Here is a 15,779-nt window from a genome sequence, read left to right on the forward strand (position 1 = left end):
CCCTCATGCTCCTTCACGTCACGCACGAAACCCGCTACGAATATTCGCCCGCGGTCGAAACGGCGCAGCACCTGGCCCACCTGAAGCCGCTGGCCACCGCCTCGCAGCGGCTCGTGAGCCACAAGCTCGCGATCGAGCCGCCGCCCGCGCAGCGCAGCGAAGTGCCCGACGTCTACGGCAACACGCGCGCCTTCTTCGCGCTCGAGGCCACGCACGACAGCCTCGTCGTCACGGCCGAAAGCGTGGTCGAGACCGGGGCGCCGCAGCTCGCGCCCGGTATTGCGCGCGAGCTGCCCTGGGAGGCCGTGCGCGAGCGCTTCCGCTACCGCAAGGACGCCACCTTCGACCCGGCCTCGGAGTTCGTGTTTCCATCGCCCTACGTGCCGCGCCACGACGACTTCGCGGCCTATGCGCGCGCGAGCTTCGCACCCGAGCGGCCCACCTTCGACGTGGCCATGGACCTGACCGAGCGCATGTACCGCGACTTCGCCTACGACGCCGACAGCACCGAGATCAACACGCCCGCCGCCGAGGCGCTGGCGCAGCGCAAGGGCGTGTGCCAGGACTTCGCCCACATCATGATCGCGTGCTTTCGCGTCATGGGCCTGCCGGCGCGCTACGTGAGCGGCTACCTGCTCACGCAGCCGCCGCCGGGCCAGCCGCGGCTGGTGGGCGCCGACGCCTCGCACGCCTGGGTGTCGGTCTACCTGCCGGGCGAAGGCGACGGTCCTGAAAGCACCGGCGGCTGGGCCGATTTCGACCCCACCAACGGGCGCCAGCCCGGCGAAGACTACGTCGCGCTCGCCATCGGCCGCGACTACTCCGACGTCTCGCCGATGCGCGGCGTGCTGCACGGCGGCGCACGCCACACGCTCAAGGTGGGCGTGACGGTGCGTCCCATCGAGGAGCTGCGCGCGCAGGCCGAAGAGGCAGCGCAGTCACAATCACAGACTCCATCGCAACCCACTGAAAAGGATCTTCAATGAGCGTTTACGACAAGCTTTCCAGCCTCGGCATCACCCTGCCCCCGGTCGCTGCCCCCGCCGCGGCCTACGTGCCCTTCGTGCGCACCGGCAACCTCGTGTTCCTCTCGGGCCACATCGCCAAGAAGGACGGCAAGGTCTGGGCCGGCCAGCTCGGCGCGAACATCGGCACCGAAGAAGGCAAGCAGGCCGCGCGCGCCATTGCCATCGACCTGCTCGGCACGCTGCATGCGGCCGTGGGCGACCTGAACAAGGTCACGCGCATCGTCAAGGTCATGAGCCTGGTCAACTCCGTGGGCACGTTCACCGAACAGCACCTCGTGACCAATGGCGCGAGCGAATTCTTCGCCGAAGTGTTCGGCCCCGAAAAGGGCGCGCATGCGCGCAGCGCGTTCGGCGTGGCGCAGGTGCCGATGGGCGCCTGCGTCGAGATCGAGCTGATCGCAGAAGTCGGCTGATCTTCTTTCGTTGCCTCGCACCGCCTCAGGGCGTGACCGCGAGCTTCAAACAAAGCAGCCGCATCGCGGCGCCGATCGGCGCGATCACCGGCACCTTGAACCGGGGCGTCAGCGCGAGCGCCGCCTGCCCGAGCGGACCGCCGCCGATGATCACGGCCTCGGCACCATCGTCGGCGATGCAGCGCTGAACGGCCTGCGCCAACGCTTCCTCGAGCGCGCGCGCATCGGCCGCGAGCGTGCGCGGATCGCCCTGCGTGAGGCGGATGCCGCTGAACTGCGCGCGCAGCCCGAGCGCGGCGGCGCGCGCCTCGATGGGCGCCGCGAGATCGGGCGTGATGGTGGCGATGCCGAAGCGCCGGCCGCCCTCGCCCGCCGCGAGCATCGATGCCTCGGCGATGCCAACCACGGGCACGCACGCGTCGCGCCGTACCAGCTCCACGCCAGGGTCGCCGAAGGCGCTGACGATCACGCCGTCCCAGCGCTCGCCCGCCGCCGTCTGCCACACCTTCAGCACTTCGGCCGCAGCTGCGTCCAGCTCGCGTTCGTTGACGATCATCGGCGGGCCCTGGGTCGCCGTGCGGCCCGTCACGCGGCAGCCGGCGGGGGCTTCGGCCGATGCGATCCCGACCATCATGTCGGTGGTCGCGGCGGACGCGTTGGGGTTGATGAGCAGGATGTCTGGCATGCGGAAGGACGCTTTCTTCTTTGGGAGATCGGTTGTTGCGCGGCTCAGTTCGAACGCGCCAGCGACGCTGCCGGCGTCCCGTCGCCAGGCTCGGCCTCGCCGGCCAGCGGCAATGCATCGGGCGACCGGCCATAGGTCTCGGGCACGCACTGCACGCTGGCAACGAACACCGCGTACATCGCGGCGGCCAGGCCGAACACACCCACCAGCCCGAAGGCGTCGAACAGCCGGCCCGCCACCAGCGGCATCAGCGCGCCCGCGGCGGTGCCCGTGGCCAGGATGAAAGCGGTGCCGAAGGCGCGCACGCGCGTCGGATACAGCTCGGGGGCGAAGATCCAGATGGTGGTGTTGAGCAGCAGCACGAAGAACTGGAACACCGCGCCCGCGACCAGGATCACGGCGATGCTCTTGGCCACGAAGCCGATGGCCAGCGCCGCGAGGCAGGCGCACACGGCGCCGGCCGTCAGCACCCGCTTGCGCGGAAAGTGAAAGCCCAGCAGCGAGGCCGCAATGGCGCCCAGCAGGCTGCCGCCCTGCATCACCATCGTGAACATCAGGCTCTTGGACATGCTGTAGCCCAGCGTCACGAGGATGGTCGGCATCAGCGTGAGCACCGAGATCTGCGCGCCGTAGGTCATCCAGATCGTGATGCACAGCGCAGCGGTGCGCCGCGCCAGCGCGCCGCGGAATATTTCGGTCACGCGCACCTTCGGCCGTGCGGCCTGCGCGCCCATGCGGTCGTCGGTGATGTATTCCCGCTCGGCCGCCAGCTTGCCCGACAGCCGCCCCGAGGCCAGCCGCGAGAGCACCGCGTTGGTCTCCCTGACGCGGCCCTGCGACAGCAGGAAGCGCGGCGTCTCGGGGATGAAGCGGCGATAGAACGCGCCAAGCAGAGCCGGCACCATGAGGCAGGCGAACAGCCAGCGCCAGGCGTTGTCGCCCGGGAACATCCAGAACACCAGCAGGCCGAAAGCCGGCGCAAGAAAGTTGCCCAGCCCGCCGGCGCCCACGTTCACCAGCCCCACGGCCGTGCCGCGGAACTTGGTCGAGCAGAACTCGGCCAGCATGGTCACGGCAATGGCGATCTCGCCGCCCAGCCCGAAGCCCACCACCGCGCGGCCCAGCGCCATCACCGTGAAGTTCGGTGCCATCGCGCAGATGCCCGCACCGAGCGTGAACAGCAGCAGGTCGATCGACAGCATCACGCGGCGCCCGTAGCGGTCGGCAATGAAGCCCGAGACGATGCGCCCGGTGGCTGCGCAGGCGAAGGTGACGGTGTTCAGGAAACCGATGTCCGATGCACTCAGCCCCCACTGCTCGCGCAGCATGGGGCCGACGATGCCCACCGCGTTCTGCTCGAAGGCATCGAACAGGCAGCCGATGAGGATCAGGAAGATGATCGTGTGGTGCGAACGCGTGACGCCGATGGTGTCGAGCGCGCGATCGAGCTCGGCGACTCGGGGCGAGTCGGGCCCGGAGGAGAGTGCAGGTCCAGCCATGGAAAACCCCTTGAGAAAGGATTGAAGTGCTCGTTTGCGCGTCGCAGCCCGGTGTCGCGGAACGCATGGTAGGCGGCAACGCACCTGAATGGCATATGGATTTCACCTACTTGGTGCAATTGAAATCCAAATTTCATCCAGTCACAAGCCTGCGCAAGCTTCGTGCCCGTTTTTTTCGGCTTCGACAGCCGGGTGCCAGCTCAGCCCCTCAGAGCTCGCCGTTTTCCTCGTGCCCCAGCTCGATCGCCGCCAGCCGCTTGCGGCCGGCCGAACCGGCAGCCTCGACCACCATCGTGGCGATCAGGTCGCACACGCCCATCACGGCCGCGTGGTTGTCCAGCAGCCCCGGGCCGCGGCAGTCGCATTGCAGCGACCAGGTGGCATCCGCGAAATCAGGCGAGGCGCGGTCGCTGATGTAGACGATCTTCGCGCCGGCGCGGTGCGCGGCCGCCAGCAGGGTGTCGAGCTGGCGGGTCTGCCGGCGCAGGCCGAACACGATCACGCAGTCGCGCTCGCCCAGCCCCGCCAGGTGCTCGGCCAGCGTTTCGCCCGGTCCCGGGATGGCCGTGACGCGCGGCACCACCTGGATGATCTGCCAGCGCAGGTACAGCGCGAACGCATGGCTGCTGCGCGTGCCGAAGATCAGCACCTGCCCCGCGCCGATGATCGCCTTCACGATCTCGGCCATCTGCCGGTCGTCCAGGCGCTCGAAGGTGTTCGCGAGGTTGGCCTGCGACTGCTGGAAGTGCGTGGCCACGAGATGGCCGCGCTTGGAGGCTTCGGTGGCGTTCTGGAACAGCGGGGAGCCGGTCTGCTTTTCTTCCCGCACGTGGCGCCGTGCCTCTTCATAGTTCTCGTAGCCGATGCGCCGGATGAAGCGGCTCACCGTGGAAGGCGACACGCCCGCGAGTTCCGCGAGTTCATTGCCCGCATAGCTGGCCAGTTCGCCGGGAAACTCCAGGACGAAATCGGCAAGCTGGCGTTCGGTTGCGGGCAACTGGTCGAGCTGGCTGCGAACGCGGCGGACGAAGGAATCGGCGGACATGGGTGGGCGGTGGGAAGCGTCGCACGATGATGCCACGCCGCCTCGCGGCGCTACGGCTGTGCCTGCGACGAGCCCCGCACCACCAGCTGCCCCGGCAGCAGCAGCTGGCGCGGTGCGGCATCGAGCCCGCGCAGCCGCTCGATCAGGCAGGTGGCGGCCGTGCGGCCGATGGCGTCGGTCGGCTGCGCCACGGTGCTCAGGCCGGGGCCGATCAGCGAGGCCCATTCGGGATCGTCGAAGCCGACGAAGCCCAGGTCCTGCCCGAACTGCCAGCCCAGCCGCGCCATCGACTGCGCGATGCGCAGCGTGACCACCGCATTGCCCGCGACCACGGCCGCGCGGCGCCCCCGTTTGGCGCGCTGGCGCAGCGCACGCAATGCCTCGTCGAGCGCATCGCCGTCGCCCTCCACGCTTTCGAACACCTCGCCCGCCACGCGCGGCTCGTGCGCGGCCACGCAGGCACCGAAGGCGGCCGTGCGTTCGCGCCGCGAGCTCACGCCCTTCTGCGGCTCGGTCACGTAGAGCAGTTCGCGGTAGCCGCCCTCGACCAGGTGGCCGCAGGTGTCGCGCATGGCCGAATGGTTGTCGAGCGCGACGAAGTCGGTGTGCATGCCGGTGTGGCGGCGGTCCACCAGCACCGCGGGCTTGCCGTGCAGCGTGACCGCGTCGACCACGTTGCTGCCGCGGCCCAGGGTGTTGAGAATGAAGCCGTCGACCTGGTAGCCCGCGAGCGCATCGATGGCCTCGCGCTCGCGTTCGCTCTCGTTGCCCAGGTTGAACAGCATCACCAGGTAGCCCGCGTCCTGGCAGGCCTTCTCGGCACCGCGCAGCACGGCCACCGAATAGGGGTTGGTGATGTCGGCCACGATCAGGCCGATGAGGCGCGAGCGCCCATGGCTCAGCGCCTGCGCCATCGGGCTCGGCGTGTAGGCCAGTTTGGCGATGGCCGCTTCCACGCGCGCCGCGATGTCGCGGCTCAGCAGGCGCTCGCGGTGGTTGAGAAAACGCGAGACGGTGGCCTTGGAAACGCCGGCCGCCTCGGCGACGTCGGCGATGGTGGCGCGGCCGCTGGGGTTCATGGATTGGCTCCTTCCCCTTCCGGGGGAAGGTTGGGATGGGGGCAGGCAGGGCGCTCGATGGATGCGCCGCGGGCCCCCACCCCGGCCCTCCCCCGGAAGGGGAGGGAGAAAATCCTCGGGGAGATCACGCCGCCGCCGTGTCGTACGGCGCCGTCGGCTTCTCGCCCGCCAGCACCTGCAGCAGGTTGGTCGTCGCGAGTTCCGCCATGGCGTGCCGCGTCTCGTGCGTGGCCGATCCGATGTGCGGCAGCGGCGTCACGCGCGGATGGGTGCGCAATGGCGAATCGGCGGGCAGCGGCTCCTTCGCGAACACGTCGAGCCCGGCCGCGCGCAGCGTGCCGTGGTCGAGCGCGTGCAGCAGCGCTTCTTCGTTGACCGTGGCGCCGCGGCCGCCGTTGATGAAGGACGCACCGGGCTTCATGCGCGCGAAGAAGGCCGCGTCGATCATGCCGCGCGTGGCATCGGTCAGCGGCAGCATTGCCAGCACGATGTCCGAGCGCGCGAGCAGATCGTCGAGCGGCGTATGCGTGGCGCGGCCCTGCAGCTCGGGCGCCTGTGCAGCCAGGTCGACCGGGCGGCGCGCGTGGTAGAGCACCGGCATGCCAAAGCCCAGCGCCGCGCGCCGGGCCACGGCCTGGCCGATGCGGCCGAAGCCGAGGATGCCGAGCGTCTTGCCGTGCACGTCGGTGCCGAAGAGTTCGTCGCCGATGTTCTTGGTCCAGCGGCCTTCGCGCACCATGGTCGAGAGCTCGACGACGCGGCGCTGCGTGGCCATCAGGATCGCGAACACCGTGTCGGCCACGGTCTCGGTCAGCACGTCGGGCGTGTGGCACAGCACGATGCCGCGCTTGTGCAGTTCCGCCAGCGGGTAGTTGTCGACGCCGACCGATATGCTCGAAATCACCTGGAGCTGCGGCGCCGCGTCGAGCAGCGCCGCATCGACCGTGTGGCTCGCGCCGATCAGTCCATGTGCGCTGGGCAGCGCAGCGGCAAAGGCCTCGGGCTCCTTGCGCGGATCGGCCACGGTCACATGGTGCGCCGCCTGCAGGCGCGCCAGCTGGTCTTCAGGCAGGGGCCGGAAGACCAGCACGTTCTTTTTTGTCGTCGTCATGGTCAGAGTCCTGCTTCTTCGAGTTGCCCGCGCGTCGGCAGGCCTTCGGTGTCGCCCAGCACCTGCACCGCGCGCGCGCCGATCCAGGCGCCGCGGCGCACGGCCTCGGGCACGCTCCTGCCTTCGAGCAATGCGCTCACCACGCCGGCTGCGAAGCCGTCGCCCGCGCCCACGGTGTCGATCACTTCCTTCACCGGGAAGCCGTCGACATGCCCGGTGCCCGCCACGTCGCTGTCGTAGTAGGCGCCGGCTGCACCGAGCTTGACGACCACGAGCTTCGCGCCGCGCTGGCGGTAGAACTTCGCCACGTCTTCGGGCTTGTCATGGCCGGTCAGCAGCAGGCCTTCCTCGATGCCCGGCAGCACCCAGTCGGCGCGCGAGGCCAGCTCGTTGATCCAGTGGCGCATGGTCTCGGTCGACGGCCACAGCGTGGGCCGCAGGTTGGTGTCGAACGAGATCGTGCGGCCGGCCGCGCGCATCACCTCCATGGACTTGAGCGCGGCCTGCAGGCTGGTGTCGGAGATGGCCGCGAACACGCCCGTGGCATGCAGGTGGCGCGCCGAGCGCAGCCAGGCCTCATCGATATCGGCCGGACCCATCTGGCTCGCGGCCGAGCCCTTGCGGTGGTATTCGACCGGCGGATCGCTGCCGTCGGTGACGCGGCCCTTGAACTGGAAGCCGGTGCGCTGCGCCGGATCGCAGATGACGTGCGAGCAGTCGATGCCCTCGCCCTTCATCGCCGCGATCAGGTAGCGCCCCATCGAATCGGTGCCCAGGCGGCTGGCCCAGCCCACCTTGAGCCCCAGGCGCGAGAGGCCGATGGCCACGTTGGTCTCTGCGCCGGCGGTGCGCTTGTGGAACGCCTGCGCGTCCTCCAGCGGGCCCGGCCGGTCGGCCACGAGCAGCAGCATGGCTTCGCCGAACAGGGCAACGTCGAAAGCGGTGGGTTCTGTCATGTGTGTCTCCCTAGCCTCGCGCGGCGCGGATGAAGTCGACCTGCGCGCGCACGACGGCCGGCAGGTCGTCGCCCGCCAGAGGATATTCGATGGCGTGCGGCACATCGGCAGGCAGCGCGCGCAGCACCGCGCGCCACGGCGCGGCCGAGTCGGCCAGCGGCACCGCCACCCACTTGTGCGGCAGCCGCTGCGCGCCCTTGCAGTGCACGTAGCGCACGCGGCGGCCCAGCGCCTGCGCGGCCTGCAGCGGGCACTCGCCGAGCCAATGCCAGTTGCCCATGTCGAAGGTCATGCCGAGTTCGACACCGGCGTGGTCGGCCGCATCGAAGAAGGCCTGCAGCGCGGGCAGCGTGCCGGCGCGCACGGTCTGGTCGTTCTCGATCAGCAGCTCGACACGGGTTTCCGCAAGCTGCACCTTCAGGCCCCAGAGCGAGCCGTGCGAAGACGCGCGAAAGTCGCCGATCGACATCTTGAGCCGCCGGGCGCCGAGCCTGGTTGCGGCCGCGATGCCGCGTGCCAGCGCAGCGCTATCGAGCCAGCCGCCTTCAGCCCAGAGCCCCTCGGGGCTCGAATACACCGAGGCCAGGCCGGCCAGCGAAGGCAGCTCCGCGTCGGCGTTGCGCAGCATCTCGCCGCGCACCTCGACCGAATCGGCACCGGCCTCCAACGCCATCTGCGCACACCAGAGCTGGCCATGCCTGCCCACCTCGGCCGCACCGAAGGACGACAGAGAAATCAATACCTGGAAGGACATCAGTGGGCCTGGTGCGAACTCAGGATCTGGCCGAGGAACTGGCGCGTGCGCTCGTCCTTCGGGTTGCCGAAGAATTCCTGCGGCGGCGCCTGCTCGACGATCTTTCCGTCGGCCATGAAGATCACGCGGTCGGCCACGCTGCGGGCAAAGCCCATCTCGTGCGTCACGCACAGCATGGTCATGCCGTCTTCGGCCAGGCCGATCATGGTGTCGAGCACTTCCTTGACCATCTCGGGGTCGAGCGCCGAGGTGGGCTCGTCGAACAGCATGATCTTGGGCGACATGCACAGCGCCCGCGCAATCGCCACGCGCTGCTGCTGGCCGCCCGAGAGCTGGCTGGGGTACTTGCTTGCCTGCTCGGGAATGCGCACGCGCGTGAGGTACTTCATGGCCACCTCTTCGGCCTGCGCCTTCGTCATGCCGCGCGAGCGCATCGGCGCGAGCGTGCAGTTCTCCAGGATGGTGAGATGCGGGAACAGGTTGAACTGCTGGAACACCATGCCCACTTCGGCGCGCACCGCGTCCACGTTCTTGCCGCCTGCGGTGAGCTCGATGCCATCGACCACGATGCGGCCCTTCTGCACCGTCTCGAGCCGGTTGATGCAGCGGATGAGCGTGGACTTGCCCGAGCCCGAGGGCCCGCAGATCACGATGCGCTCGCCCTGGCGCACCGACAGGTCGATGCCGGTCAACACCTGGAATTCACCGTACCACTTGTTGACCGCTTCCATGCGGATGATCGATTCCGTCGTCATGCCAGGATTCCTTCTTCTTCAGCCTTCGAAGCTCACTGCATCTTGGGCAGGTCGGCCTGCAGCCACTTCTGGTAGAGCTTGTTGAGCTCGCCGTTGGCGGTGTTCTTGGCGACGAATTCGTTCACCGCCTTGGTCAGCTCTTCCTGGCCCGGACGCATCGCGATGCCCATCGACTGCTGCACCAGCGTGAACTTGTTCTCGTAGGTGCCGGCGGGCACGCGCTTGGCGATCTGCGCGGCCACGGTCACCGAGCAGCCGATCGCATCGACCTGGCCCGAGATCAGCGCCTGCATGGCCGAGGCGTCGTCGTCGAAGCGGCGGATCTCGGTGCCTTCGGGCGCGGCCTTGGTCACGGCCACGTCTTGCGTGGACGCACGGGCCACGCCCACGCGCAGGCCCTTCAGGTCGCCGGCCGCCTTGATGGGCGCCTTGGTCGCGCCGTACAGCACGATGGTCGCGGCCGCGTAGGGCTGCGAGAACTGCACCTGCTTGGCGCGCTCGGGCGTGATGGCGAGCGAGGCGACCAGCAGGTCGACCTTGTTGGTCAGCAGGAAGGGAATGCGGTTCGGGCCGGTCACCGGCACGATGTTGGCCTTGACGCCCCAGTCCTTGGCCAGCAGCCTGGCGACGTCGGCGTCGTAGCCGTCGGGCTGGTTCTGCGCGTTGGTGGTGCCGTAGGGCGGAAAGTCGACCAGCATGCCGATGGTGATCTCGCCCTTCTTCTTGATGTCGGCCACGGACTGTGCCGAGGCGAAGGGTGCGAACACGGTGAGCGCGGCGCCCAATCCCAGGGATGCAAGTGCTGCCAGCGCTGCGCGGCGGGTGGTGGTACGGGTCATGGAAAGTGTCTCCTGGATAAAGAAGGAAGCAATGTGAAAGGGAAAAGGAATCAGCGGGCCAGCGCCCGCGCGCGCTTGCGCTCCATGCGCGCCGCGAGCAGCGACAGCGGCCAGCAGATCGCGAAGTAGATAGCGGCCACCACCGAGAACACGACCAGCGGCTGGAAGGTGGCGTTGTTGACGATCTGCCCGGCGCGCGTGACCTCGACGAAGCCGATGATCGCGGCGAGCGACGTGCCCTTGATGATCTGCACCACGTAGCCCACCGTGGGCGCGAGCGCGATCTTGAGCGCCTGCGGCAGCACCACGTCGCGCATGCGCGCCGCGTACTTGAGGTTGAGCGCCTGCGCCGCCTCCCACTGGCCGCGCGGAATGGCCTCGATGCAGCCGCGCCAGATCTCGCCGAGGAAGGCGGCGCTGTTCAGGATGAGCGCAACACCGGCCGCCACCCAGGGGTTGATGTCCAGCCCCAGCACCGGCGCGCCGAAGAACACCAGGAACAGCTGCAGCAGCAGCGGCGTGCCCTGGAAGATCTGGATGAAGGTGGTCGACACGCCGCGCGCCCAGGGCGACTCCGACGTGCGCATGAGCGCGATGGCAAGCCCCAGGATCGCGCCGCCCACGAAGGCAATGGCCGACAGCGCGAGCGTCCACTTGGCCGCTTCGAGGATGAAAAGGAATTCGGGAAAGCCGAAGGTACGCATGGTTTTTTCCTGCTCCGCTCTGGGGCCTGCTACCGGCGGTCCGGGTAGTTGAGCGTGCGCTTGTAGATCAGCTTGAACATCGCCGAGAAGGCCAATGCCAGCGCAAGATAGATGGCGGCCACCACGATGTAGATCTCGAAGCTGCGGAAGGTCTGCGACTGCAGGTTGGCGGCCACCGAGGTCAGGTCGTCGGCCGAGATGACCGACACCACGGCCGAACTCAGCATCAGCAAAATGAACTGGCTCGTGAGCGCCGGGTAGATGGCCTTGAGCGCGGGCTTGATGATCACGAAGCGGAAGATCTCCCAGGGCTTGAGGTTGAGCGCCCTGCCCGCCTCGATCTGCCCCTTGGGAATCGACTCGATGCCCGCGCGGATGATTTCCGTGGCGTAGGCGCCCAGGTTCACCACCATGGCCACCAGCGCGGCCGTCTGCGGCGACCAGCGCAGCCCGATGGCCGGCAGCGCAAAGAAAAAGAAGAACAGCTGCACGAGGAACGGCGTGTTGCGGATCACCTCGATGTAGGCGTTGACGACAAAGCGCAGCCAACCGGGCCCCGAGGTCTTGCCCCAGGCGCAAAAAATCGCGACCACCAGGCCCAGCAGCGTGGCCACGAGCGAGAGCTGGATCGTGATCCAGGTGCCCTTGAGCAGCAGCGGCCAGGCAGCGAAGACGGCGTCGAATTGAAACTGGTAGTTCATGGGTGGGGCGAGCACGGCGTGGCCGTGCGCATGCCTCGAAAGCAATGCTTGCAGCTTATATGAAACCGGTTTCAGGCCAAGCCAGGGATTTCCCTAGGTCAGTGTTTTGACAGCCCTTCTGCCTACACTCGCGCGATGCTGAATACATCCGAGGCCATCGCGTCCGCAGAGGTGCTTGCACCTCCTGCCGTGCAGCATTTCAGGCAAGCCCTGCTCTGGCCGCTGCGGCTGGTGCCGGCGCCCGACGCCAAGCCCACGCACCACGGCCCCTGGCATGTGCTGCGCGAGATGGGCGAGGCCTCGCCCTGGCGCGAGGAGATCGACGAATACACCGGCGACAGCAGCCGCTTCCACGAGCGGCACTACAACGAGTTCGTGAGCTTCCTGCCCTACGTGCAGCGCTTTCTCTACGGCGAGGGCCGCTCGAAGAACAAGGACGGCACGGGCACCGGCAGCGACGGCGATTCGCCGATGCGCATCTTCCGCCGCCACGACATTGCGGCCGTGCGCGTGGTGGCGCAGCAGGGCGACGCGCCGATCACGCTCGACGTGGTGCATTGCGACCTGTACTTCTTCTTCGACATCGACGTGGTGCTGCTCAACCTCGAGGTCGGCGCCAACCACCTGAGCCTTGCACAGGCGCAGGACCTGCTCTACCGCTTCGGCCGCGCCTACCCTGCGGGCTGGAACGCCGAGGGCGGCGCGCTGCATTGCATGGCCAGCGTCGAATGGCTGGCCGCCGACGGCCGCGTGCTCGCGCGCTCGGATGCGCAGCAGCGCGAAGCCTTTCTCTCGCACGTGGCCCAGCACCGCGCGCCGCGCATCTCGGCCCACTGGGCCTACCTGATGCAGCCGCTGGTGAGCGACCATTCCGACGAGCCCGGCGCGCTGCGCTACCGGCAGATCGAGTACTACCGCATGCCGCTGATGGCCTACCTTTCGCTCGACGATCCGAAGCGCCTCTCGCGCAACGACTTCATCCGGCTCGGCCTCGTCACCGGCGCGGCCGAGGCCGATGCGGCGCAGCATGCCCACCTGCCCTACGCGGAGCAGCACCTGGCCGACTTCGAGCACCGCTACTGCTACGACCGCTTCTGGGTCGATGCCGGCGCGGCGCCCAACACGCGCTACCTGTGCAACGGCCATGCGCTGATCGTGGTGGGCGATGCACGCTCCGAATTCTTCTGCTGCCGCGACCGCGGCGTGCTCGCGCAGTTCCGCCACCAGCACTTCCTGCTGTTCCTGATCGCGCATTTCCAGAAGGCGGCGCTGCTGATGTTCTCGGACCAGCTGGTCGAGGCCCTCAAGCGGCTCGACATCCACAGCACGCCGAGCGTGAAGCAGTTCAAGCGCGCGATCCGCTCGAGCTTCGAGCGCTTCCTGCGCTTCACGCACCGCTACTGGTTCCACGAGATCTCGGAGCAGGCGCAGGTGCGCGCGCTCTCCCACATGTGCACCGCGCACCTCGGGCTCGACCCGCTCTACGACGAGGTCAAGGCGCGCATCGCCGACATGAACACCTACCTGGATGCCGACAGCCTGCGCCGGCAGGCCAGCACCGTGGTGCGGCTCACGGTGGTCACGCTGTTCGGCCTGATCGGCACGGTGACCACGGGCTTCCTCGGCATGAACCTGCTGGCCGAGGCCGACGCGCCGCTGTGGCGCAAGGCGCTCTGGTTCGGCGTGGTGTTCGTCTTCACGACCTGGCTCACGATCTACACGATGGTGAAGTCGCAGCGGCTGTCGGACTTCATCGACGCGCTGTCGAACGACCGGCTGAGCTTCAAGGGCAAGCTGGCCGCGCTCGCGCGCGTGTGGCGGCGCGGAGCGGACTGAACGGTCAGAACACGATCTTCGCGCTGGGCACCGCGCGGATCGGCACGCCGAAGCTCGTGATGTCCGACAGCGTGGCGTTGTGGTGGGCGCGGATGAAGTCGCCGGTGGCGTGCGGCTTGTCGTGCGAGGTGTGCGCGTCGGCCGCAAGCACGACCTCGTAGCCGAGCGCTGCGGCGCGGCGCGCGGTGGTGTCCACGCAGAACTCCGACGAGTAGCCGCAGACCACCACGCACTGCACCGCATGCCCCGCGAGCCATGCCTGCAGCGGCGTGCGCAGGAACGAATCGGGCGTGGCCTTGCGGATCTTCGTGTCGTCCGGACCGACCTCCAGCGCGCTCGAAAGCTGCCAGCGCTCGGAATCGAATTCGAGGTCGACGGCGTTCTCGTGCTGGATGAACGCCACCGGCACGCCCGCGGCACGCGCACGCGCGGTGAGCTCGTTGATGCGCTGCGCGACCTCGGCGGCCTCGTGGGGCCGCGGCAGGTCGTCATAGAGGCCACGCTGCATGTCGATGACGAGAACGGCAGTTTTCATGGGGGAGGAGGAGAAGGCAGGATCCTGGACCGCCCCGAGTATGACGCCGGCACCCGCCGGACGACGCGCCCCTCAACTCCAGGCGCTCACCTCCAGCCGCACCTTGCCGCTGATGCCGGGCGCCGCCGGTGCCGCGCCCAGGCTCGAAAGCGGCACGATGAACTGCAGCTTGCCATCGGCCAGCTGCTTGGGGCTCATCGGCAGCGAGGCCTGCCCCGCGGTGTCGGTCTGCCAGCCGTACTTCACGTTCCAGTTCTGCGCCGGGTCGTCGGGCTGCGGCGGCGCGATCTCGATCACCAGCGTGTCGCGGAACAGCGAGCTGCCTTCGTAGTGGCCGTCGAGCCAGAACTTCTTGTTCACCTGGTAGTCGGGCACGCGCACGCCGAGCGTCATCGCATAGGCCAGCGTCGGCCGGTCCTGCTTCACGCGCGCCTTGTTGGCAAGGAACACGGTCGAGAGATAGATCGAGCGGCGCTCGGGCTTTTCGGGGTCGGTCAGTTCCTTGTGCGTGCGGCAGGCGGGCGAGTCTTCCTCGGCCACGCGCCGGCTCAGGTACCAGCGCTTGCCGCGCGGCGCGGCCAGCAGTTCGACCTGGTAGAGCGCGTCGACGTCGGCGTCCTTGGGCAGGTCCGGCGGCAGGGTCACGCCATCGACCTCGAACCAGAGATCGACGCGCACGTCGCCGAACAGGAAGCGCACGAGGTTCTGGTAGGCCTCCTCGGAGTTGACGATGCCGAAGTAGCCCGAGTGCGAACGAAAGGCGTAGGCGGTGGCCACCGGCTTGCTGCGCCTGGCCTCGTCGATGGACCAGAGCGAGGCGTTCTCGATGCGCACCAGCCCGTCGCTGCCGTGGCCCGCGAACATGCGCGAGAGGCCTTTGGCGGCCTCGTAGTCGCCGCGGTTGGAGCCCACCATGCAGAAGAAGCGTTCGGGCGGAAACGCGGCGGCCGGCAGGTAGTCCATGCGGCCGTCGACCGGCGCCGTGTCCATGAACTCCGACATCCGCTCGCGGTTGAAGGTGTTCATCTCGTTGGCCGTGAGCCAGGCCGGCACGTTGATGCCGCCCATGTCGATGCCGTTGTGCGGCGTGGCGTAGGTGAACACCTTGTCGACGCAGGCGCGCGCCGCCGCATCGCCGAGCGCCGGGTTCTGCAGGAAGGCCCGCACCACCAGCCCGCCCATCGAGTGCGCCACCAGGTAGCAGCGGAAGTCGGCCGGCGAGAAAGCGGCTCCTTCGCGCAGTGCCACCAGGTCGCGCACGCGAAGGATCAGCTTGCTCAAGCCCTGCGCGTAGATCTTCACGTCGCGCGACTTGCCGTCGCCCAGCAGCTCCGAGCCGCCGTCGTAGTAGCGGTAGATGACGATCGATGCGGCCGGAATGCCGTCCACGTCCTTGCCGGTTTCGTCGGGCGAAGGCTTCCAGTCGTTGTCGAGGATATCGAGGCCGTTCTGGTAGACGCTCTGGTACTGGAAGTCGGCCAGGAGGCGCACCACGGGCGATTCGAAGACGAACTTCTGCGCCGGCGCATCCTTCTTCACGGTGGCGCGGTAGACGGTGGAGCCCACGTTGAATCCGCAGAACGGATCGGCCGCGGTGTCGTCGCGCTCGGCCTCGGTCATGGCGTAGCCGCGCACGTAGATGATGGGATAGCGGTTGCTGCTCATGGTCTGGTCGCCTCCTTGAAGCCCGCGGAACGTGGCGCGCTTCAGTGTGCCGCGCGATGCCGCAGGCGGCCATAGAACGCATGGCATACGACGAGCGGCGCGGAAATGTCCCTGTGCGCCGAATGTTTCTGCCGCTGAAACCATTGGTGGCGGGGCGGCGGCTAAGCTCGCGCC

At 68.4% G+C, this 15,779-nt stretch carries 16 protein-coding genes; 3 read left to right on the forward strand and 13 right to left on the reverse strand.

The window, feature by feature from the left end:
* Positions 1–5: 5 nt before the first annotated feature.
* A complete protein-coding gene (locus tag AC1DSC_RS22000) occupies positions 6–986 on the forward strand; it encodes a transglutaminase family protein (protein ID WP_012748504.1) in 981 nt (326 codons plus the stop codon).
* Positions 983–1,441: a RidA family protein gene (locus tag AC1DSC_RS22005; RefSeq protein ID WP_012748505.1), complete on the forward strand. Its 459-nt coding sequence runs from the start codon at positions 983–985 to the stop codon at positions 1,439–1,441. Before AC1DSC_RS22000 ends, AC1DSC_RS22005 begins: the two co-directional genes overlap by 4 nt.
* A gap of 25 nt (positions 1,442–1,466) precedes the next feature.
* Here the strand turns inward: AC1DSC_RS22005 and AC1DSC_RS22010 are convergent, their stop codons facing one another.
* From AC1DSC_RS22010 to AC1DSC_RS22060, 11 genes are all read right to left on the reverse strand, one after another.
* Positions 1,467–2,126, reverse strand: coding sequence for an aspartate/glutamate racemase family protein (locus AC1DSC_RS22010; protein ID WP_369663104.1), 660 nt, complete (start codon positions 2,124–2,126; stop codon positions 1,467–1,469).
* Positions 2,127–2,170: 44 nt separating this feature from the next.
* A complete protein-coding gene (locus AC1DSC_RS22015) occupies positions 2,171–3,625 on the reverse strand; it encodes an MFS transporter (protein ID WP_369663105.1) in 1,455 nt (484 codons plus the stop codon).
* Between the two features lie 208 nt (positions 3,626–3,833).
* Complete coding sequence (locus AC1DSC_RS22020) at positions 3,834–4,670, reverse strand: MurR/RpiR family transcriptional regulator (RefSeq protein ID WP_012748508.1); 837 nt, start codon at positions 4,668–4,670, stop codon at positions 3,834–3,836.
* 50 nt (positions 4,671–4,720) lie between these two features.
* Entirely contained in the window at positions 4,721–5,749 is a 1,029-nt protein-coding gene (locus AC1DSC_RS22025) for a LacI family DNA-binding transcriptional regulator (RefSeq protein ID WP_012748509.1), read from the reverse strand.
* A 124-nt stretch (positions 5,750–5,873) separates the two neighbouring features.
* Positions 5,874–6,860 carry a 2-hydroxyacid dehydrogenase gene (locus tag AC1DSC_RS22030; protein ID WP_369663106.1) on the reverse strand — a complete coding sequence of 329 codons (987 nt, stop codon included), beginning with the start codon at positions 6,858–6,860 and terminating at the stop codon, positions 5,874–5,876.
* Between the two features lie 2 nt (positions 6,861–6,862).
* Entirely contained in the window at positions 6,863–7,816 is a 954-nt protein-coding gene (locus tag AC1DSC_RS22035) for a sugar kinase (RefSeq protein WP_369663107.1), read from the reverse strand.
* A gap of 10 nt (positions 7,817–7,826) precedes the next feature.
* Positions 7,827–8,570, reverse strand: a complete 744-nt coding sequence (locus AC1DSC_RS22040; protein WP_369663108.1) for a sugar phosphate isomerase/epimerase family protein — start codon at positions 8,568–8,570, stop codon at positions 7,827–7,829.
* Positions 8,570–9,325 (reverse strand): amino acid ABC transporter ATP-binding protein, encoded by a 756-nt coding sequence (locus AC1DSC_RS22045; RefSeq protein ID WP_369663109.1) that lies wholly within the window; start codon positions 9,323–9,325, stop codon positions 8,570–8,572. Before AC1DSC_RS22045 ends, AC1DSC_RS22040 begins: the two co-directional genes overlap by 1 nt.
* A 32-nt stretch (positions 9,326–9,357) precedes the next feature.
* On the reverse strand, positions 9,358–10,164 hold the full coding sequence (locus tag AC1DSC_RS22050; protein ID WP_012748514.1) for a transporter substrate-binding domain-containing protein: 807 nt from the start codon (positions 10,162–10,164) through the stop codon (positions 9,358–9,360).
* A gap of 50 nt (positions 10,165–10,214) precedes the next feature.
* Positions 10,215–10,868, reverse strand: coding sequence for an amino acid ABC transporter permease (locus AC1DSC_RS22055; RefSeq protein ID WP_307596546.1), 654 nt, complete (start codon positions 10,866–10,868; stop codon positions 10,215–10,217).
* Between the two features lie 29 nt (positions 10,869–10,897).
* Positions 10,898–11,569, reverse strand: coding sequence for an amino acid ABC transporter permease (locus AC1DSC_RS22060; protein WP_012748516.1), 672 nt, complete (start codon positions 11,567–11,569; stop codon positions 10,898–10,900).
* 135 nt (positions 11,570–11,704) lie between these two features.
* Here AC1DSC_RS22060 and AC1DSC_RS22065 point away from each other — a divergent pair, with 135 nt between their 5' ends.
* A complete protein-coding gene (locus AC1DSC_RS22065) occupies positions 11,705–13,405 on the forward strand; it encodes a hypothetical protein (RefSeq protein ID WP_369663110.1) in 1,701 nt (566 codons plus the stop codon).
* A gap of 4 nt (positions 13,406–13,409) precedes the next feature.
* On the opposite strand, the gene AC1DSC_RS22070 is transcribed toward AC1DSC_RS22065, so the two are convergent.
* Both AC1DSC_RS22070 and AC1DSC_RS22075 read right to left on the reverse strand, forming a co-directional pair.
* Positions 13,410–13,940 (reverse strand): cysteine hydrolase family protein, encoded by a 531-nt coding sequence (locus AC1DSC_RS22070; RefSeq protein ID WP_307596548.1) that lies wholly within the window; start codon positions 13,938–13,940, stop codon positions 13,410–13,412.
* Between the two features lie 72 nt (positions 13,941–14,012).
* Complete coding sequence (locus AC1DSC_RS22075; protein ID WP_012748519.1) at positions 14,013–15,605, reverse strand: esterase/lipase family protein; 1,593 nt, start codon at positions 15,603–15,605, stop codon at positions 14,013–14,015.
* Positions 15,606–15,779: the final 174 nt, after the last annotated feature.

The organism is Variovorax sp. 01N425, from assembly GCF_056399465.1.